Raw genomic sequence first — 20367 nt, 5'->3', positions numbered from 1 at the left:
TGACGGGATTAAGTAGTGTCGCGGTACTTCAGGGCTTATCGAACAGTAAAAGTACCAGTAAGATTCAGTTCGGCCAGCAAGGTCATAACCTGGTTTTCAATTAATGCTGGCTGCACACCATCAGGAATTTCCAGGATCATCTGGCTGTGCATATGCACGGTGTTGTCATCATTAACCGATGTTGCCGATTGTAACGCGCCGATATAAATATTCTGGCTGGCCAGTAATCCGGTAATCGCGCCCATGGTGCCTACCCGGTCGGGTCCTGAGTAGTCCAGCACATAATGTGCAGCAACCTGAGTGCGGGGCCGGGCGGTTGTACGTTTAGTCATAGTCGTCAGATCAAGTTCAAGACCAAGCGCCGGGATCAGGTGTTCAATTTTGCTGATCGCCGCCTGATCACCCTGAATAAGCATAATAAAAGTAAACTCATTGCCAAATACTGCCATACGGCTGTCAATGATATTAGCATTGTAATCAGTTACCAGTCTGGCCAGCTTACTAACGATTCCTGTACGGTCAGTACCAATGGCGGTAATTACGAGTTGTTGAGACATAAAACTCCAACCAAAAAATGTTGAAATAAAAAGTGATACTAAACAGTCCAATAAGCTTAACATAAGCAGGTTTGGCTAACTATTAGCATTATCGGTTTCGCGTCTTGTGTTTGTCTGCTGCACTCTTTAACATAGGCCGCCTTGTAATTAACGCCTGTGTTTAATGTGGAGCCCTTACCTGTGATGTTCAGTGGAAGTTTTGTTGCCTTAGTAACCCCGATGTTGGCAGATGGCGAAATTGATTATAAAGGTCTGGGGCATCTGGTCGACTTTCATTTGCAACAAGGGACGGATGGCCTGGTTGTAATGGGTACCACAGCCGAGGCAGCAACGCTTAGTTTTGCTGAGCAACTGGATATTATCAGCCGGGTTGCCAGTCAGGTCAGCGGTCAAATACCTGTATTAGCGGGCAATGGCACCAATGCGACATCTGAAGGGGTAGCGCGTACCTGCGAGCTGGATAAACTGGCGATAGACGGCTTTCTGACAGTGACACCGTTTTATAATAAACCAATGCAAAAAGGGTTACTTGCGCATTTTCAGCAAATAGCAGCCGCAACGGCTAAGCCGGTGTTGCTTTACAACGTGCCGGGGCGAACTGGTGTAGACCTGTTGCCAGAGACAGTTGCAGAGCTGGCGATGACAGATAATATTGTGGGAATTAAAGAAGCAACCGGCTCGCTCACCCGGCTGAGCGAACTGCAGCAACGTTGTCCGGCCGGTTTTGCCTTGTTAAGCGGTGATGACGCCACCAGTCTTGCTTTTATGCAGGCCGGCGGGCATGGGGTAATTTCAGTTACTGCAAACGTTGCGCCGGCGCTGATGGCCAGACTATGTAAACTGGCGCTGACAAAACGTGATGCAGAAGCTAAAGTGCTGGACGACCAGTTACAAGGCTTGCATCATCAGCTTTTTATAGAGTCAAATCCGATACCGACAAAGTGGGCGTTGCAGCGAATGGGCTTAATTGACTCAGATTTAATGCGCTTACCATTAACACAGCTGGAACCAATTCATCACGGGATAATCGAACAGGCATTACGACACGCCGGGTTACTGGCTTAGTGTCAGAATTATATATTGACTAATTTCACCGGGCGCTGGCAGCCGGGTTCTCAGAAAGACCTTCTCAGGAGTAGTATAGGTGCATTATTGGAAAAAGAGTTGTATCACATTGTCGCTGGCAACTGTTTTATTGAGCGGTTGTTCGGTATTTAAGGATGAGCCCGACAGCCGTGCGCAACGTCAGCAAGTGAAGCTGGACATTCCAGCCGAACTGGCCACGCCTCGTCAGCCAGGTAAGTATGATATTCCACAAAGCGACGGCGTGGTCGGAGACGTAGCCGATAAGTCACCAGTATTGGTGTTGGCAACTGCCTCTAGCAGCCGGATCACTGATGAGGCCGAAAAGCTGGCCAGAGTGATGTTTGAACGGAACGACCTGACGGGTGATTTAATCCCGTTTTTAAAGGCACAAATCAGTAATTACTTTGCGGCTGAAAATATCGACATCAACGCCACCGACAGTGATAAGCTGAATTTTGAGACAGGCTGGATCAAAGGTTATCGCACAGAAGGTTTTTGGTTTTGGCAAGATGAACAGCAAGTAGATGAAGCCAGGTACGCTATTAATATTGAACCACGGCCGCATGGAAGAACGGCGACGGTTAAGGTTACGTTGCTGGAGCATCGGTATTTTGACAAGCAAGCTCAGTTGAGCAAAGCGACTGTCCGCGATAATGAGGTGGCGTTATTAAATGGCTTAATTAATCAGGTAGCCGTAGCTGAAATCGAGACTGCGATCGCGAACCGTGATCGGGTGCCAGAAGTGGGTCTTGAGCCTGGTTTGAATAGTGCTGGCGACCCGGCTTTTATTACTCAGCAATCAATAGATGTCACCTGGTCCCAGTTAGAACCCGTGTTTGAACAACTTAATTTTACTGTTAACGATATTAATCGTTCAGCTTTCACGTACTATGTGAGCTACAGCAAACCGAGTCGTGGCATGTGGTCAACCCTGATGGGTCAGGAACCGCCGCCGGTCTTACCCATTGCAGAAAGTGATTACCAGATTGTATTGCAGCGCGCTGCAGCTGGCACCGTGATAACGCTGTTAACTAAAGAAGGTAAACCGTTAGCTGCTGATACGGTTGTTGCCGCATATGACCCCTTTGTTGCGGCAATAAAAGCGGCTAAAGTGGAACTTTAAACTGAACAAAGAAAAAGTCAGTTGCCAACAGCATAAAGATCTTTATACTTTCGCCTGATTTTTTCGCCAGGCGATCGGAGTGAATAATGGTTCAAAAAACGACAGAATTGTACCGCGGTAAGGCCAAAACAGTATATAACACGACTGATGCAAACTTACTTATCCTTCACTTTCGCAATGATACCTCTGCGTTCGACGGTGAACGTATAGAGCAGCTTGATCGCAAAGGTATGATAAACAATAAGTTTAATTACTTTATTATGCAAAAGCTGGAGCAGGCTGGCATTCCTACCCAGGTTGAAGCGTTGCTGGCGGATGATGAAGTGCTGGTGAAAAAGCTGACAATGATTCCGGTAGAGTGTGTCGTACGAAACTATGCTGCCGGTTCATTGGTACGCCGGCTGGGTGTCGCCGAAGGGATTGAACTGAGCCCGGCGACATTTGAGTTATTTTTGAAAAACGACGCCTTACATGATCCTATGGTAAATGAATCGTTAGCAGAATCGTTTGGTTGGGCTACTGCTGAACAGTTGGCGGAAATGAAACGTTTAACGTTTAAAGCCAACGACGTATTACAGACACTGTTTGATGATGCCGGTATGTTGCTGGTAGATTTTAAGTTAGAATTTGGGCTGTTTAATGGCCAGGTGGTGCTGGGAGATGAGTTTTCACCAGACGGTTGCCGGTTGTGGGATAAGGCAACCCGCAAAAAGCTGGATAAAGATCGGTTCCGGCAGGGACTTGGTGGCGTCGTTGAGGCGTACGAAGAAGTGGCCAACCGACTTGGCGTAAATTTAGATTAAGTCCGTATTAAAGCCACCGCAAGGTGGCTTTGTTGCGTTATATACCAGCCTTAATGCGCGACACAGATAAATGAGGAGTTCAGATGGTGCCACAAATGCAACCCTTTAAGCTGTTGCTGGCCACCTTACTTATTTTGTTCAGTAATCTTGTGGCAGCTATCGAGGTTGATAATTTATACGTTGCTGATGTTAGTGCTGAACAAAACCAACGTCAGTGGCAGAGCAATGCGCTTGCTCAGGTTATTACCCGCTTAACGGGTATTTCTGAGCTTTCGGACTACCCGGATATTACCAGTGAGCTTGCTAGTGCCGGTAAATATGTAAAGCAATTTGAGTCTTTCCGCCAGAATGGTTCGAATCGTTTAAAAGTGTTGCTTGATGCCAGCCTGATTAACGTCTTATTGCAACAGCAGGGCATTGCTATCTGGGGCTCCCATCGACCTGAAATATTGCTCTGGGTAGTTCAGCAACAAGGGTCTGAACGGTTTTTTTTGCGACAGCCAGACAATGAGTTAGTGAAGCTGTTGCTGCAGAGTCTGAGTGAAAATGGTATTCCGGTAACATTACCTTTGTATGATATCGACGATTTAATGCTACTGTCGGAAACAGATGTCTGGGCGGGCTTCTGGCAACCCATTAAGCAAGCAAGTCAGCGCTACCGGCCCGATATGATCATGACGCTGGCATTTGATGAAGTGAGTCAGGATGGAACCAGCCAGCTTCGGCTGAGTTGGCAGCGACAAAGCCCGGTTTCGGGTACTAATCAGAGCCGAATTATCCGAAATGAAGTTACTGCTGCCGACAATACCGCGCTGATTAGCGCGTTCAGTGCGGCTTTAACCCGCGAGTTGGCTGCGGAGCAGGCTGTGCTACTGAACTCGGAACACAGTACTTATCAGCTGGCGGTTGAGAATCTGCAAAGTCTGGCTGATGTAGTAGCGGTAGAAAGGTTATTAAACCGTGTACTGGGTGTGGCCGCAGTGACACTTAGTGAATTTTCGGAGAATGAAGCGCGCTTCGCAGTTGATTTGCAAATAGAACTTGCACAGCTTACCCGGATTTTGCGATGGGAACCGGCATTAACCTTGTCAGATGACACTAGTGGTAACAGAACTGTTACAGCAATTGATGAACGATTTGAACCTGCTGTTGAGCTGAGTCCGGAATCCCCGGCCGACGTCAGATATATGTTTATCAGACGCTAGATGCAACCACTGCAATATACCCTGGCGGTAACGCTACCAGAAGATGAAACGCTTGATAGCTTTTATGCTGCAGGTCAAACTGAAGCTGTAAGTGTGGTAAAGCGCTATCTGCAGAGTCCTGCCGGTCAGCCACCATTGTATTTGTTTGGCGCCAGTGGCAGTGGCAAGTCGCATTTGCTTTACGCGTCGTGTATTTATGCGCAGGAACATGGTTTAACCAGCCAGTTGCTGGCGTTGCAGGATTATCAGCAGCTAAGCCCGCGTTTGCTTGATGACCTGGAACAACTGGATGTCGTATGTCTGGATAATATTCAGGCAATAGCGGATGATCTCAGTTGGCAGATTGCGGTGTTTGATTTGTATAACCGGATGGTTGAACAGGGTAAAGCCTTAGTTATTGTTGCTAATCAGACGCCCGCCCGGTTGGGTTTTACCTTAGCTGATCTTGTGTCCAGGCTGCATGCCTGCCAGAGTTTGCAGCTACGATTATTAACAGATGAAGACAAGCAGAAGCTAATACAACAAAAAGCCCATCAACGTGGCATGGAGCTGGGGGATGATGTTGCCCGTTTTTTGCTAAACCGCTATGAGCGAGACATTCGTTCCCTGGTATCAATATTAGATCAGCTCGATAAAGCTTCGATTGTCCATCAACGTAAGTTAACCATTCCTTTTATTAAATCTATTCTTCTTTAGCGGCTTAAGCGTTATTTTTACTGAAAAAAGCCGGTTTGGCACTGCGATCTGATTGCTGTTTTGGTGTATCATTAGCGGTTTTAATCTGACTGACTATCTTGGCTGCTTTGAGGACAAAGATGAATCTGACTGCAATATTAGACAATGCACTGCAAGCTGTTGCTGCTGCACCAGACATAGCGGCACTGGACGAGGTTCGCGTAACCTTTATGGGTAAAAAAGGCAGTATAACGGAACTGCTGAAATCATTAGGGGCGATGGATCCTGAACAGCGTAAAATTGCCGGCCAGCAAATCAATGAACTTAAACAGCAGGTACAGGACGCGCTAAATCAGAAGCGGGATCAACTGCAACAGACGCAACTGGCCGCCAAGCTGGCGCAGGAGCAGATTGATGTGACCTTACCAGGTCGCAAACTGGACGATGGTGGCCTGCATCCGGTTACCCGGACCATTGCCCGGATTGAGAGCTTTTTTACTGAATTAGGCTTTGCAGTTAAACACGGTCCGGAAATTGAAGATGATTTTCATAATTTTGATGCGTTAAATATTCCAGAGCATCACCCGGCGCGGGCTGATCATGATACCTTTTATTTTAACCCTAAGCTGATGCTGCGTACCCAGACCTCAGGTGTTCAAATCCGGACGATGGAGCAACAACAACCGCCACTGCGGATTATTTCGCCTGGGCGCGTATATCGCAACGACTACGATCAGACCCATACTCCGATGTTTCATCAGGTAGAAGGGTTAATGGTTGATAAAAATGTCAGTTTCACTGAGCTCAAAGGCATTTTGCATGACTTTTTGCAGAATTTCTTTGAGGAGGACTTGCAGGTGCGGTTCCGACCGTCATTTTTTCCTTTTACTGAACCATCGGCAGAAGTCGATGTGATGGGTAAAAACGGTAAATGGTTGGAAGTACTGGGCTGTGGCATGGTGCATCCCAACGTGCTGCGCTCAGTCGGGATTGATCCTGAGGTATACAGTGGCTTTGCTTTTGGTATGGGTGTGGAGCGGCTGACTATGTTGCGCTACGGCGTGACCGATCTCAGATCCTTTTTCGAAAACGATTTACGCTTTTTAAAGCAGTTCAGATAAGCGGAGTATTCCAGGTATGAAATTTAGTGAAGCATGGTTACGGCAGTGGGTTAATCCGGCGATTGATACTGCAACCTTATCTGAACAGTTGTCGATGGCTGGTCTGGAAGTCGATGGTATTGAGCCTGTTGCTGGCGTATTTACCGGCGTGGTAGTGGGTGAAGTTGTGGCCTGTGGCCCTCATCCCGATGCCGATAAATTACAGGTGACTCAGGTCAATGTAGGTCAGCCGGAATTACTGGATATTGTCTGTGGCGCAAAGAACTGCTGCCTGGGTTTAAAAGTAGCGGTGGCAAAAGTGGGTGCTGTGCTACCTGGTGATTTTGTCATTAAAAAAGCCAAGCTGCGCGGTCAGTCATCAAATGGTATGTTGTGCTCATTCTCTGAACTGGGTATGGCAGATGATTCTGACGGCATCATGGAATTGCCGGCTGATGCACCGGTAGGTATTGATATCCGGCAATATCTGGAACTGGATGACCATACAATAGAAGTCGATTTAACACCAAACCGGGCTGACTGCCTGGGTATTAAAGGCCTGGCCCGCGAAGTTGGGGTGTTAAATAAACTGTCAGTATGTCAGCCAGAAATGACAGCAGTAGAGCCAACGGTTAGCGACCAAAAGGCAATTAAACTGTCAGCCGCAGAGGCCTGTCCTCGTTATTTAGGGCGGGTTATTAAAGATGTCGATCTTAGCCAGAGCAGCCCATTGTGGTTAACCGAAAAATTGCGTCGCAGTGGTGTGCGCAGTATTGACCCTGTGGTAGATGTAACTAATTACGTGCTATTGGAGTTAGGTCATCCGATGCATGCGTTCGATTTAGATGAACTTACAGGTGATATCGATGTTCGTTTTGCTCGTGATGGCGAAAAGTTGGTCTTACTGGATGAAACTGAAGTTGAGTTAAAAGCGAATACCCTGCTAATTGCCGATAGTGAAAAAGCACTGGCAATGGCCGGTATCTTTGGTGGCATGCAAAGCGGCGTTACTGGCAAAACCAAACATATCTTTCTGGAAAGTGCTTTCTTCTCACCGCTGGCCATTGCCGGTAAAGCCCGCCAGTACGGACTGCATACTGACGCATCACACCGCTATGAACGGGGTGTTGACCCTGAACTACAACGCACTGCCATCGAGCGTGCTACCGCATTATTGCTGCAAATCGTGGGTGGTAAAGCCGGACCAGTAGTAGAAGCCGTCGCACCGGAGCACTTACCAAAGCAAGCTGAAATCCGTTTATCTGAAGCTAAGCTATTACGTCTGTTAGGCCATCCAATCGCTAAAGCGGAAGTCACTGACATATTGACCCGCCTGGGATTAACCGTTACTGACACCGTTGATGGCTGGGCTGTAACGGTACCAGGTTACCGGTTTGATATTCAGATCAGTGAAGATCTGATTGAGGAAATCGCCAGGGTTTACGGTTACAACAACATACCGAACGTTGCACCGCAAGCGGCATTGAGTATGCGCAAGTTCAGCGAAGCTGCGTTAAGTGTGCAGCGGATGCGTGAGCTGTTAGTCGACCGTGGTTATCAGGAAGCTATTACTTATAGCTTTGTTGACCCTAAAGTGCAGCAAATTTTGTTTCCGGGCCAGCAGGCAATGATTCTACCCAATCCGATTTCGGCAGATATGTCGGCGATGCGGCTTAATTTATGGCCCGGTTTAATTCAGGCTGCGCAGCATAACCAGAACCGGCAACAGACACGGCTGCGTTTTTTTGAATATGGTCTCAAGTTTATTCCGGACGCATCAGCAGAGGGTGGGGTACGCCAGGTTGAAGTGATTGGCGGTCTGGTTGTTGGCTCGTTAAGTAACGAACATTGGGCAATAGCTGAGCGGGCAGCTGATTTTTATGATGTAAAAGGTGATGTTGAGGCGTTACTCAGTGTTACCTCTGTACCAGCAGAGTTTGCTTATAGCCAGGCTGAGCACAGTGCATTGCATCCCGGGCAGACCACTCAGGTTATCCGTGCTGGTAAGGTAGTTGGTTACCTTGGGGCACTGCATCCGGAAGCAGAGCGGAAACTGGGTATTAAAGGTAAAGCGTATTTATTTGAGCTGGAACTGGCGGCGCTTGGACAGCGTGCTATTGTTGAAGCTGAAGATTTATCAAAATATCCGGCCAACCGTCGTGATCTGGCGGTCGTAGTTAAATCGGATGTGCGTTTTGCTGATATTGCTGCTAGTATAAAAAAAGTTGGCGTAAATCAATTGGTTGACCTAAAATTGTTTGACGTATATACCGGACAGGGTGTGGCAGACGGTTATAAGTCACTTGCTATTGCGCTGACCTTGCAGGATAAAACACGTACCCTTGAGGATAAAGATATCCAAGTAGTTGTAAATCAAGTGGTTAACGTGCTTAAAGACGAATTCGACGCAACGTTGAGGGATTAAGAATGGCGCTTACCAAAGCTGATCTAGCAGAACGGTTGTTTACCAAGTTTGGCGTTAGCAAACGTGATGCTAAATTAATAGTAGAAGCTTTTTTTGAAGAAATTCGTACCGCGCTGGAAGCGGGTGAACAAGTAAAGTTATCTGGCTTTGGTAACTTTGACTTACGGGTTAAAAATGAACGACCCGGTCGAAACCCCAAAACCGGGGAGGATATACCGATTTCTGCCCGCTGTGTGGTAACGTTCCGGCCGGGTCAGAAGTTAAAATCCCGGGTTGAAACCGGCACCAGTAAAACCTGATTATCGTCAACAGCCATTGCTAATGTTAATGTTAGCGGTTAATTGACATTGTCACTGTTGCTATGGTTTTGGGTATTGGCAGCCTGAATATTCAAAAGCATTAAAAAAACGATAGTTACCACGCTGGTAATTGTCGTTTTTTTTTGCGCATTTTTAGTAGTAAATTTTCAGCAATAAACTGATCCGCAGACTGGCTTCACCTGTAAAGAAAAGGGTTCACTACCGTTGTAGATAAATCATCGTGTTTCAACAAGAATTCAGGGTAAAGTATTACATGTTCAGAGCTTGCGGCGTATGACAATCAAAATTGGCATCAGTGCCTGTGTATTAGGCGAGCCAGTGCGGTTCGATGGTGGTCACAAAGCATCGACTTTTTGTCTGCAACAATTAAAACCGCTGGTGCAATTTGTTGCAGTATGTCCTGAGCAAGCTATTGGTCTTGGCGTTCCGAGACCGGCTATAAGGTTGCAGCGCGACGAGCAACATAATATCAGACTGGTGCAAAGCAGGGATCCTGCCGTTGACCATACTTCACAGATGCTAGCTTATACTGAAAAATTGCTTCCCGGGCTTGCAAGTCTAAGTGGCTACGTAGTGTGTGCCAAGTCGCCTAGTTGCGGCATGGAGCGGGTCAGGTTATATGACGATGCTGGTCAGCAACTGGGCAAAATTGGTGTGGGTATTTTCACCCGCCAACTTATGCATCATTTTCCCTGGTTACCGGTTGAAGAGGATGGCAGGTTACTTGACCCTGCACTTCGTGAGAACTTCATCACCCGGATATATGCTTGTTATGATTACCAACAGCAGATGCTGGACGGTTTCAGCACAGCCAAGCTGGTAAATTTTCATAGCCGCTATAAGTTTTTGGTTATGGCACACAGCCCGGTAGCTTATAGGGAACTGGGCCGTCTGGTTGCCAGTGCAAAACTATTTGACGCCGCAGAGTTATCGTTACGTTACCTGACAGACTTGATGCAGGCGCTGAAAAATATTGCCAGCAGAAAGCAGCATGCAAATGTGTTGCAGCATTTGCAGGGCTTTTTGAAAAAATCTTTAAGTCAGGCTGAAAAACATGAGCTGACTGATTTAATTCATCGCTACCGCCAGGGCTACTTACCGCTTATGTCTCCACTGACTCTGTTAGCACATTATCTACGTCAGTATCCAAATCAATATGTTGCAGCGCAACGGTATTTGAGTCCTTATCCGGAACAATTAGGATTGCGAGCCTGATATGGCAAAAAAAACATCATTTCACGTCGTTTGGCTGCGGAATGACTTGCGGTCATACGATAATGCAGCGCTTTATAATGCAGCCGCAGCCGCACATGCCGAGCCTGAAAGTGCGGTGATAGCATTGTTTATTGCTACACCCGAAACCTGGCAGCAGCATCATATGGCACCGCTGAAACAAGACTTTATCCGGCGCAGGGTTGCGCAGATGCAGAAAGAGCTTAACGATCAAAACATAGCACTGCTGGCATTAGAAGCCGGAAACTATGAAGATTGCATGAACATATTCAGGCAGTTAACAGACGCTGGCATGATAGCGTTGTATGGCCAGACTGAATATGAACTACGCGAGCAACATCGCGACAAAATTATAAGTCAGCAACTACAAGATGCAGGGGTTACAGTAAATTGGTATGACCGGCTGTGTATTATGCCACCTGGCAGTATTCTTACTCAGAACGGGGACACCTACAAAGTCTTTACCCCTTTTAAACGTAACTGGTTAGCCAGGTTACATGAGCAGGAGGTTCGTTGTTTTCCAAAAGCAAAGAGCACAATGCTATTTAATGTTCACGATCTGGCAGGGCACCTTAGCTTTCCGGCAATGATTGATGGCGATGACAGTTCTGTAAAGTGGCCAGTGGCCGAGCAACAGGTGCTGGAGATTATGCGCGAATTCTGTCAGCAACACGTTGCAGATTATAACAACGATCGTGACTTTCCCGCTGTTAAAGGCACGTCGGGTTTATCAGCTTATCTTGCGTGCGGTGTTTTGTCTGCACATCAATGCGTTAACCGCTTACAAATGGAAGCCAGGCCTGCGTTGGAGCAGGAGAAAAGTGGCGCCAGTGTCTGGTTGTCTGAGCTGATATGGCGTGAGTTCTATAAGCATATTCTGGTTGCTTATCCGGCGTTAATTAAACACAAGCCATTTCAGGCTGATACTGCTGCCATCCGTTGGCGTAACAACAAAAAGTTATTTGAAGCCTGGTGTGAAGGTAAAACCGGTTACCCGATAGTTGATGCGGCCATGCGCCAGTTGAATCAGACGGGGTGGATGCACAATCGGCTCAGAATGATCACCGCAAGTTTTTTAGTTAAAGATTTACAGATTGACTGGCGCTGGGGCGAGCAATATTTTATGTCGAAGTTAATAGACGGTGAGTTTGCAGCAAATAATGGTGGCTGGCAGTGGGCCGCGTCAACCGGTACTGATGCCGCACCGTATTTCCGGATATTCAATCCAGTCACACAAAGTGAACGTTTTGACCCACAAGGTAAGTTTATCCGACAGTTTATGCCTGAGCTGGCACAATCAGATAATAAAGAAATCCACTGGCCACATAAAAAATCAACACCCTCTAATTACTGGCCGGCAATAGTTGACCACAATGAAGCCCGTAAAATCACCCTTGCGCTATTTACAGAGGTTAAAAAGTCAGATGAATGAAAGTGCTGAAAATAAATTAGCAAGGTTTCTGCAGTTCTATAATGCATTGTCGCATGATGGCTTAGACCGGCTGGCAGATATTTATACGGAAGACGTTACCTTTGTGGACCCGGTACACCAGATAACTGGCCGGCCGAATCTGACTGCCTATTTTTCTCATGCCTATCAGCGACTGACATATTGTAAATTTGAGCCGGTAAGCCAGACAGACGCTGAGCAGCTAAGTTTTATCAGCTGGATTATGACGTTGTCACATCCGGCAATTGGCAAGGGAAAATCAATTGAGGTCCACGGCTGTACAGAGCTGCGTTGGCGTGGCCAGCGCATCTATTATCACCGGGATTTTTATGATCTGACCGAGTTGGTTTACCAGCATTTACCCATACTCGGTTGGGCGACAACTCATGTAAAACACAGAATGGCAAAAGCCTGATTAAGGAATCGTGAATGCGTATAGCAGTAATTGGCGGGGGCATATCCGGAATGCTCAGCTGGTATTTATTACAGCAGGAACATGATGTAACTCTTTTTGAAGCAAATGATTACCTGGGTGGCCACACTGCCACTGTTGATGTTAATGTCGCAGGCACTACGTATGCAATTGACACCGGTTTTATCGTATTTAACGACTGGACTTATCCTGTATTCAATAAATTTATAGCTGATTTAGCTGTGGACAAACTGGATACAGAGATGAGTTTTTCAGTCAAAAATTCACACCAGAACCTTGAATATAACGGTAATACTTTTGCCAGTCTTTTTGCTCAGAAACGTAACTTGTTGCGGCCTTCCTTCTGGCGAATGTTACGGGATATTGTCCGTTTTAATAAACTAGGCAAGCAATTAGTTGCACAAGAGCACCCGGATCTGGACTTAAAACTGGGGGAGTTCCTGCAAAAGTATAAGTTTGGTACTGGTATGCGGGACAATTATTTAATGCCGATGGGGGCCGCTATCTGGTCTGCTGGTTTAACCGAGATGCCGTCGTTTCCGGTACGTTTTTTCCTGCGTTTTTTCAATAATCATGGCCTGCTTAATATTACAGATCGGCCGCAATGGGCTGTTATAAAGGGTGGATCGAAGCGATATATCGACGCGCTGTTAAGCAGATTGGGTACAGCTAACCTGAGATTGTCGCAAAATATCTCATCTGTCGTCCGTGATGAGCAGGGAGTTACTATAAATTTTGCCAACGGAGATTGTGAGCAATTTGATAAAGTCATATTTGCCTGTCACAGTGATCAGGCCCTGGCATTGTTGGCTGACAACGCAACGACAGAGGAGCAATCAATATTAGGTGCTATCGCTTATCAGCAGAACGAAGTGGTTTTGCATACTGATACCAGCTTGTTGCCGAAACGTCGTGCTGCCTGGGCGTCATGGAATTACAATTTGGATGCAACAGAGCGCAGCCGTGCAACCTTAACTTACAACATGAATATCTTGCAGCGACTGGATGCTCCCGTTACGTTTTGTGTTACGTTGAATAATACTGCTGCTATTGCCAGCGATAAAATTCTTGGAACATATCAATATGCTCATCCGGTTTATAATATGATGACCATGACGGCTCAGTTGCAGCGCAATGTTATCAACGGTCAGAATCATAGTTATTTCTGCGGCGCATACTGGTATAACGGTTTTCATGAAGATGGCGCCAGAAGTGCAGTTGATATTGCGGCCATGTTTGGGATCAATTATTAATGCAAGCCGGACATGCAGTATATTGTGGTGAAGTTGGTCACAAACGTTTTGTGCCAAAGGTGCATGGTTTTAACTATTCCTTTAATGCTTACTGGCTTGACTGTGACGTATTGACGCCGGCAAGTTTATCGCAGGTTGGGATTAAACATGAAGGGTTTGGGGCCCTTAGTTATCGGCGCCGGGACTATCTGGCGGGTAATGAGGTGTTGTTGCTGGCTGTGCAGGATAAAGTGCAACAGTTAGGTGGTGCCAAGCAGATTTCCCGGGTTTGTTTACTGACACCGCTGGCCAACTGGGGTTATTACTTCAGCCCCATTACCCTTTATTACTGTTATGACCAAAATGGGGTATTTTGCTATTTGCTGGCTGAAGTCAGTAATACCCCCTGGAATGAGCGCCATTACTACTTACAGACCATTGATACAGATACTACCCAACCAGGCTTCTATCAGCACGATAAAGCCTTTCACGTGTCGCCATTCAACCCTATTGATATGCAATATCGTTGGCAGATACCTGAACCAGCAAATGAACTGTACTGCAGTATAACGAATCTTAAGCAGCAGCAGGCCGTGTTCAGTGCCTGGATTAAGTTAAAGCGCTTCGAACTGAGTAAAGCTAACCGGCAGCGGATCCTGATCCGCCATCCATGGCAAAACGTACAGGTAATGTGGCGCATATACTGGCAGGCATTAAAACTTTATTTAAAGGGTGTGCCGCTGCATCAACATCCAAAATCCAGGGAACAGTAGTTATGAGTTTATCGCTTACCGATCAGGCGGTGTTTGCAAATTTGGGTTGGTTTGACCGGCTGTGCCGGAAATTTACCCTGACTTTTTTGGGGCAACTTAAACAGGGAGATATAACCCTGATTGAAGGAGACCAAAGATTTCAGCTGGGAGAAGCGGGCAGTGACTTAAAAGTCACATTAACCGTGCTAGATCCCGGCTTCTACCAGAAACTGGTGCTTGCCGGTTCAGTTGGGGGCGGTGAAGCCTATATCGAAGGGTACTGGCGCTGTGACAACCTGACCGCCCTGGTACGAATTTTTGGCCGTAACCTGCCCCTTTTGGATAAAATGGATTCTACCTGGTCGAGATTGAGCAGGCCATTTTTGAAAGCCCTGAATTGGCGTAACAGTAATTCTAAAGTGCAGGCTAAAAAGAACATTGCTGCTCACTATGATCTCGGCAACGAGATGTATCAGCTGTTTCTGGATGACAGTATGATGTACTCCAGTGCTGTTTTCCCATCTGAGACGGCAGATTTGGCCTCTGCACAGCAGCACAAACTAAAGCAAATCTGTGACAAACTGCAGCTCAAGCCAGATGATCATCTGGTTGAAATTGGCACAGGTTGGGGAGGCATGGCAATTTACGCTGCTCAGAATTATGGCTGTAAGGTAACAACAACCACGATCTCAGCCGAGCAGCTGGCATTTGCAAAGGCGAAGGTTGAAGCCTTAGGTCTGCAGGATCAGATAACATTGTTGTTTGAAGACTATCGTGATCTAAGCGGTCAGTTCGATAAACTAGTCTCTATCGAGATGATTGAAGCTGTCGGCGATAATTATCTGGATGAATATTTTCAGAAGTGTGCCAGTTTGCTGAAACCCGATGGCTTAATGGTGTTACAGGCTATCACCATTGTCGACCAACGTTATCAGCAATATGTGCGGGAAGTTGATTTTATTAAGCGTTATGTTTTCCCGGGAGGGTGCTTACCGTCTATCAGTCGGATGGCCAGCGCAGTAAGTCGTAAAACTGATTTGGTGATCCGTCAGGTTCAGGATATTGGTTTTGATTACGCTAAGACCCTGAAGTTATGGTGTGATAATTTTATGCATCAGCGGGATGCTGTGCATCAATTAGGTTATGACGATAACTTCATCCGCCTGTGGCATTTTTATTTATGTTATTGCGAAGGTGGCTTTATGGAGCGCGCGACCAGTGCAGTGCATATGGTCCTGTCGAAGCCGGATAATCGTAGCGTATGTTAGTTAGCATTATAACGCCGATACCTTAACCTGCATTTTTTTCAGACAGGCCGGTAAATTGTGCTTAATTTTTAATGTTGAATTAACATTAAATCAAGTGTATATGTTTTAGTTTAGTTAAATCAAGCGCTTAATTTTTCTTTCTAAGTTGGTACGGGCATTGCTTTATTTATAATGTGGTTGGCGCAGTATCTGTGTTACTACAACGACTGCGGCAAAGCTTTTGTTCGATAATTCAACGGAGAATAATTATGAATAGTGATATTGCAGAAGGCAAATGGCGTCAGATAACAGGCTCTGTGAAAGAGAAATGGGGCAAGCTGACTGACGATGATATCCAACAGGTTGATGGCAGTTTCGAAAAGTTCTGCGGTAAGATGCAGGAGCGTTATGGCATGAGCCGTGACCAGGCAGAGCAGGAATTTAATCGTCTTAAAGATTAATTATTTGAAAAGGGCCGTCAGGCCCTTTTTTATTGCCGACAGCTTATCTAAACTCAACCGAGCTGTAACGTCAATCAAGCGTTCGCATGACGCTATTTTCATCAGGTTTGATTGTTTTTTGTCACGGTAAAACGGGTCAGTCCTACCAAACGGCCGGACTCAGTTACCACCTGAACCTGCCAGTTGCCGGCAGGGTAAGGCGGAAACACCAGTTTATGGCTCCAGGCCCGGTAGCCGGCCTCCCGGCCACCGCGAATATCCAGCACAATCCGGTCAACTTCCTTGCCATTCAGCAACCAGACATGATGAATTTGTTCTCTAAGTCCCCTTGGCGCCCGCACCGCGGTCCAGGCATATAGTCCATTTTGTAAATCTGCTACGTCAAGGTGCTCGATGTTAGCCCCGGCACGTCGCTGCTCTTCATCAACCTGATAAGAGATTGCAATATCGGTTAGCCTTATGCCGGCAGGGGGAACCCAACTTCGCAATTGCCATAGGGTAAATGCCATCAGGCAGAGCATCCCAATCAACATAGGCAGCCGCCACCAGCGCCCTGGTGGTAATACCCGTACCATACTGGGTAAGCTAAAAAGCATCGCGGCGACAATTGCTGCAATCAGGCTTTGCTGGGTTGTTAGCTGCAAAAGCAATGGCAGAACCACCAGCATTACCACAAATAATGCCAGGGTGTGAAATGCAACAAAAAGTGCGTAACGAGTGGCCAGGTATTTATAGTAGAGCGGGTCGATAATAGACACCAATGCACACAACAGCAGTAAACTGGTGAATACTGCCTGACCGTGATCCCAACTGGTTACTGCCAGAAAAAAAGGTAAAGCAAAAAATAAACTTTCCTGATGCACTAACTGGGTTAGAAACCGAATCACTATCGGAGATATATTCCAGCCAAAACTGCGCTCTAAACTTGTTCTGAGCCAATTGTCGGCAACCAATAACACCCAGCTGGCCAACATAAAAGCCGCGATAAACTGGGCAATGGATTCTTTACGATCGACAAGAACATAACTGGCAATCCCAGAGACAAAAGCCAACACTGCCATCAGCCCTGAATGGCGTTGAAACACATCGAGCAGCCAGTTTATCGCGGGCTGTATTTTTGCCATTCTGTCTGTCAAAGGAAGTTTAGCTGCCAACTAACATGATGCCGGCATCTAATATTACGATTTTTTTATTTTTATAAAGCGTACCAATGGCTTGTTTATAAGCTTTTTTGCTCACACCGAATGTTTCGTAGATAAGTTCTGGTGAACTTTTATCGGTTAATGCGAGTTTGCCGCCATTTTGTTTCAATTTGTTCAGGACCTGTTCTGTCAACTCCAGCGCCTGCTTATAGGTTGTCGCAGTTAATCGCAAGTCTATTTTGCCATCTTCCCTGACTTTAACAATGTACGCAGTGTGTTTGTCTCCGCGCCGAAGTGGCTTGAAAACTTCATTTTTGTAAAGTACACCCCAATGCTGCTGGTTTACTACCGCTTTATAACCAATATCGGTTTGTTCGCTGACAATAATATCGACCTTATCTCCTGGGTTGTAGTGTGGCTCCGTTTTGTGCAGATGTCGGTCTAACTTAGTGGAAGCGACAATCCGGGTACTGAGGTCAACATAACAGTAAACCAGATATTTCTGTCCTTCCTTTAGTGGAATTTGTTGTTCACTAAAAGGTACCAGTAAATCTTTCTTCAGACCCCAGTTTAAAAATGCACCAACTTTGGTCACTGCTACCACAGGCAACATTGCAACCTGACCGACCATAATTGCCGGTTTCTCAGTGGTGGCAATAAGCTGATCTTCAGAGTCGAGATAAAGAAAAACCGGCAGTTCCTGACCAATTTCCAATCCGGCTGGTGCCACATTATTGGGCAACAGTATTTCTCCCCAACTTAATCCGTCAAGGTAAAAACCAAATTTAACCTGCTTTTTCACGGTTAAGGTATTGAGGGTGCCCAGTGCAATCATTGTTTATCCAGGTTCATCTTGCTAATGGCGTATTGTAACTGCTTTTGCAGCTTGCTGCAGAGCTTATTTAGGTCAGCTGCTGCATGGAATGCAGCTATAATTGCACTAACGTGCGGCTACGTTTTGGCACTGAATGTCTGACGGGTCTATCTTGCTGTAACCGCTGCCAAATTTTTTCGTGAAAAAAATACGCGACTGTGTTGGCGGCGGGCTCTATTACCGCGACCAGGCCACCGAGAACCAGATCGCCGGTTATTGCGTAAGTGACTCCAAAAGCGATAGTGAAGTGCATTAGCGCGAAAGTAATTGTTTTAATCATGTTGCAGACTCCTAATGATGTTGTTAGATAATAACGATTCACATTAGTATATAAAGCAAATAATACTGTTTAACTTAATCTGGAATATAGATGATGAGATCGGTTGAAACGGTTCAACCAGGTTATCGCAGTAAATATAGGAAAGCCGATGGACTGTCGACAATGGTTAGACATAAAACAATACGAATTCTTATTAAACTGGTTTATGCGTAAACAGCGTGAGACGGGTTTAGCTGAATTAAATGAGCCGTACTCTTACGATGGTTACAGCCAGTATGACCAATTGTGTCAGCAGATGGTTAAAGATGCGCAGATAGCTTATGTGGAACGCTTCAGTGAGCCGGCCCCGCCAATTGTATTTACTAATTTGTTTCATCTGGCAGAGTTAGAGCTTGCAGGGAAGAGGCCGAAGATAAAAGCGTCTAAAACCCTGCAATAGACAGTACTATTGGTTTGCTGGCTCGAGTCTCTTTAAGGCGTCTGTCAGCATTGGCGTATCAAGTTTTTCGTTCAAAGGCACTAAGGTGCCTGCTGACCAAACGCCATAACTACCATCCTGGCGCAACACCACCATTTTATCTTTTCTTATACTGACGATGTCTTGCTGGCTTATACCTAGTTTAGGAAGCGTTTGACTTTGCAACAAATTATCGCCCAGCCAACTACTTTCAGTGCTGCAACCAGCTGAACTTAGCAAGGTAGGTAATAAATCGAGATGCATTGAGTTATGCTGTTTTAAACGCTCTGTAAGCTCGGGCCAGTGGATCATGGCGCTGACCGGAGCCAACACAAAATTTGTTTCTAAACTGGTAAGGGGCAGTAACACTATACGATTATATTGTTGATAGTCGTGCCAGTTAGTATGTGGTGAATCATCAAATATGATGTTGATTGCAGCACCTGTTGCTGCCTGGTTACTGGCCAGCCAGGGCAGTTGGCTTTTGATCACGTCTGACTTGCTATGGATCCGCATAGTATTCGGTGGTAACTGCTGAAGAAATGCTGGTGGCTGTAGCAGCTGATGCTTACTGTCAGCCGTTAACATGAATTGACCATACAACAATTGTAGTAGTGCTTCCGTATCATTGTTGGGCGCAAAATGCTGGTCGTGACTGCGTAATCCCTGCTTGCCCATAAACTGACCCATCTTAGGAGACAGCTGTGCAGCAATAATTACTAATACCGGCTCAGCGGGGGTAACGGCACATTGTAACTGGCGAAGATTCAGTTCCGGATTCGATATACTTAGTCGATCAGCTTGACGCTGCGCCCGCTGTGCTAAATCAACTAACTGATATCTTGCAAGAAAAGTTTTAGCCGTAGCAGGGTAGGAAAAAGGTAAAACATTATCCAGTTTTGTCACATCCCATTTTAACCGGGCATCAGCATAAATGTGGATAATATGACTAAGTACAAAGCTGCCAATAAAAATAGCTAACAAGGGTTTACTGGCGCGGCTTTGTTTTAGTCTGGCAATTTTTTTCCAGCAGTAATTACCAATTATCAGTTCTATTGCTATCAGAATAGCGGCAACGACGCTTACGATCAGTACAAAGTTTCGCAAGTTTGTGACAACTTGCTGCCGGAGCAAAGCTATAGTCTGGTCCCAGGAAGTGCTGCCGATATGATAACCAAGGTTTGAATAAACGTAGGCATCGAAGATCAGCACTACCATACCAACTGTAGCAAGCAATGCCGCTAACCCCCGCACATGCTTTTGATATGGAAAAACTAATGAAAGCGGGAATACGGTTATTATGAAGAACATAAAGCAAAGAAATGCTGTATGGCCAAGCCAATAGCATAGTAAGTACAACCACCCCAGAGCCGACTCTGGTGATGGTTCAGATAACCAGTAAACGCTGGTAACGGCCAATGCCAGTAATATATTGAAAAAGCTGAACCAATGACCCCAGCTGAGCAGCCGGTTGACTTTCTTTACCAGCGATAAGTTTTGTTCAATAACCAT

At 46.1% G+C, this 20367-nt stretch carries 21 protein-coding genes; 16 read left to right on the top strand and 5 right to left on the bottom strand.

All coding sequences use genetic code 11. The features are described 5' to 3' along the window. Positions 1-35: 35 nt before the first annotated feature. Positions 36-557, bottom strand: a complete 522-nt coding sequence (locus CRO03_RS07105; protein WP_097111259.1) for a glycine cleavage system transcriptional repressor — start codon at positions 555-557, stop codon at positions 36-38. Between the two features lie 183 nt (positions 558-740). Between CRO03_RS07105 and dapA the strand changes: the two genes are divergently transcribed. From dapA to CRO03_RS07030, 15 genes are all read left to right on the top strand, one after another. Then, entirely contained in the window at positions 741-1622 is an 882-nt protein-coding gene (gene dapA / locus CRO03_RS07100) for a 4-hydroxy-tetrahydrodipicolinate synthase (protein ID WP_097110948.1), read from the top strand. A gap of 79 nt (positions 1623-1701) precedes the next feature. Further along, positions 1702-2766: an outer membrane protein assembly factor BamC gene (gene bamC, locus CRO03_RS07095; RefSeq protein WP_245861517.1), complete on the top strand. Its 1065-nt coding sequence runs from the start codon at positions 1702-1704 to the stop codon at positions 2764-2766. Positions 2767-2849: 83 nt separating this feature from the next. Continuing rightward, positions 2850-3569, top strand: coding sequence for a phosphoribosylaminoimidazolesuccinocarboxamide synthase (gene purC, locus CRO03_RS07090; RefSeq protein WP_212682391.1), 720 nt, complete (start codon positions 2850-2852; stop codon positions 3567-3569). Positions 3570-3652: 83 nt separating this feature from the next. After that, complete coding sequence (locus CRO03_RS07085) at positions 3653-4774, top strand: DUF2066 domain-containing protein (protein WP_097110946.1); 1122 nt, start codon at positions 3653-3655, stop codon at positions 4772-4774. Further along, positions 4775-5470 (top strand): DnaA regulatory inactivator Hda, encoded by a 696-nt coding sequence (gene hda, locus CRO03_RS07080; protein ID WP_097110945.1) that lies wholly within the window; start codon positions 4775-4777, stop codon positions 5468-5470. A 119-nt stretch (positions 5471-5589) separates the two neighbouring features. Beyond that, positions 5590-6570 (top strand): phenylalanine--tRNA ligase subunit alpha, encoded by a 981-nt coding sequence (gene pheS / locus CRO03_RS07075; RefSeq protein WP_097110944.1) that lies wholly within the window; start codon positions 5590-5592, stop codon positions 6568-6570. Between the two features lie 16 nt (positions 6571-6586). Then, positions 6587-8974 carry a phenylalanine--tRNA ligase subunit beta gene (gene pheT, locus CRO03_RS07070; RefSeq protein WP_097110943.1) on the top strand — a complete coding sequence of 796 codons (2388 nt, stop codon included), beginning with the start codon at positions 6587-6589 and terminating at the stop codon, positions 8972-8974. Positions 8975-8976: 2 nt separating this feature from the next. Next, positions 8977-9273: an integration host factor subunit alpha gene (gene ihfA / locus CRO03_RS07065; RefSeq protein ID WP_097110942.1), complete on the top strand. Its 297-nt coding sequence runs from the start codon at positions 8977-8979 to the stop codon at positions 9271-9273. Positions 9274-9567: 294 nt separating this feature from the next. Further along, positions 9568-10509 (top strand): YbgA family protein, encoded by a 942-nt coding sequence (locus CRO03_RS07060; RefSeq protein ID WP_097110941.1) that lies wholly within the window; start codon positions 9568-9570, stop codon positions 10507-10509. A gap of 1 nt (position 10510) precedes the next feature. Beyond that, positions 10511-11959 (top strand): deoxyribodipyrimidine photo-lyase, encoded by a 1449-nt coding sequence (gene phrB / locus CRO03_RS07055; protein ID WP_097110940.1) that lies wholly within the window; start codon positions 10511-10513, stop codon positions 11957-11959. Continuing rightward, entirely contained in the window at positions 11952-12392 is a 441-nt protein-coding gene (locus CRO03_RS07050) for a nuclear transport factor 2 family protein (protein WP_097110939.1), read from the top strand. Before phrB ends, CRO03_RS07050 begins: the two co-directional genes overlap by 8 nt. A gap of 14 nt (positions 12393-12406) precedes the next feature. Next, positions 12407-13663, top strand: a complete 1257-nt coding sequence (locus CRO03_RS07045) for an NAD(P)/FAD-dependent oxidoreductase (RefSeq protein ID WP_097110938.1) — start codon at positions 12407-12409, stop codon at positions 13661-13663. Beyond that, positions 13663-14415, top strand: coding sequence for a DUF1365 domain-containing protein (locus tag CRO03_RS07040; RefSeq protein ID WP_097110937.1), 753 nt, complete (start codon positions 13663-13665; stop codon positions 14413-14415). Before CRO03_RS07045 ends, CRO03_RS07040 begins: the two co-directional genes overlap by 1 nt. 2 nt (positions 14416-14417) lie before the next feature. Beyond that, positions 14418-15662 (top strand): SAM-dependent methyltransferase, encoded by a 1245-nt coding sequence (locus tag CRO03_RS07035; protein ID WP_097110936.1) that lies wholly within the window; start codon positions 14418-14420, stop codon positions 15660-15662. Between the two features lie 248 nt (positions 15663-15910). Further along, on the top strand, positions 15911-16102 hold the full coding sequence (locus CRO03_RS07030) for a CsbD family protein (RefSeq protein ID WP_097110935.1): 192 nt from the start codon (positions 15911-15913) through the stop codon (positions 16100-16102). Positions 16103-16203: 101 nt separating this feature from the next. Here CRO03_RS07030 and CRO03_RS07025 read toward each other — a convergent pair whose 3' ends face one another. From CRO03_RS07025 to CRO03_RS07015, 3 genes are all read right to left on the bottom strand, one after another. Continuing rightward, positions 16204-17226 carry a DUF5924 family protein gene (locus CRO03_RS07025; RefSeq protein WP_097110934.1) on the bottom strand — a complete coding sequence of 341 codons (1023 nt, stop codon included), beginning with the start codon at positions 17224-17226 and terminating at the stop codon, positions 16204-16206. A gap of 19 nt (positions 17227-17245) precedes the next feature. Further along, positions 17246-18079, bottom strand: a complete 834-nt coding sequence (locus CRO03_RS07020) for a CvfB family protein (protein ID WP_097110933.1) — start codon at positions 18077-18079, stop codon at positions 17246-17248. 94 nt (positions 18080-18173) lie between these two features. Beyond that, positions 18174-18398 (bottom strand): DUF2061 domain-containing protein, encoded by a 225-nt coding sequence (locus CRO03_RS07015; RefSeq protein WP_097110932.1) that lies wholly within the window; start codon positions 18396-18398, stop codon positions 18174-18176. A gap of 148 nt (positions 18399-18546) precedes the next feature. On the opposite strand from CRO03_RS07015, the gene CRO03_RS07010 reads away from it, so the two are divergent. Next, positions 18547-18837 carry a hypothetical protein gene (locus CRO03_RS07010; protein WP_097110931.1) on the top strand — a complete coding sequence of 97 codons (291 nt, stop codon included), beginning with the start codon at positions 18547-18549 and terminating at the stop codon, positions 18835-18837. 6 nt (positions 18838-18843) lie between these two features. On the opposite strand, the gene CRO03_RS07005 is transcribed toward CRO03_RS07010, so the two are convergent. Then, entirely contained in the window at positions 18844-20367 is a 1524-nt protein-coding gene (locus CRO03_RS07005) for a DUF3413 domain-containing protein (RefSeq protein WP_097110930.1), read from the bottom strand.

This window comes from Arsukibacterium tuosuense (assembly GCF_900215315.1).
Classification (GTDB): domain Bacteria; phylum Pseudomonadota; class Gammaproteobacteria; order Enterobacterales; family Alteromonadaceae; genus Alishewanella; species Alishewanella tuosuense.
Note: the sequence above shows the minus strand (reverse complement) of the source record. Positions and strands in the feature narration are given on the sequence as shown.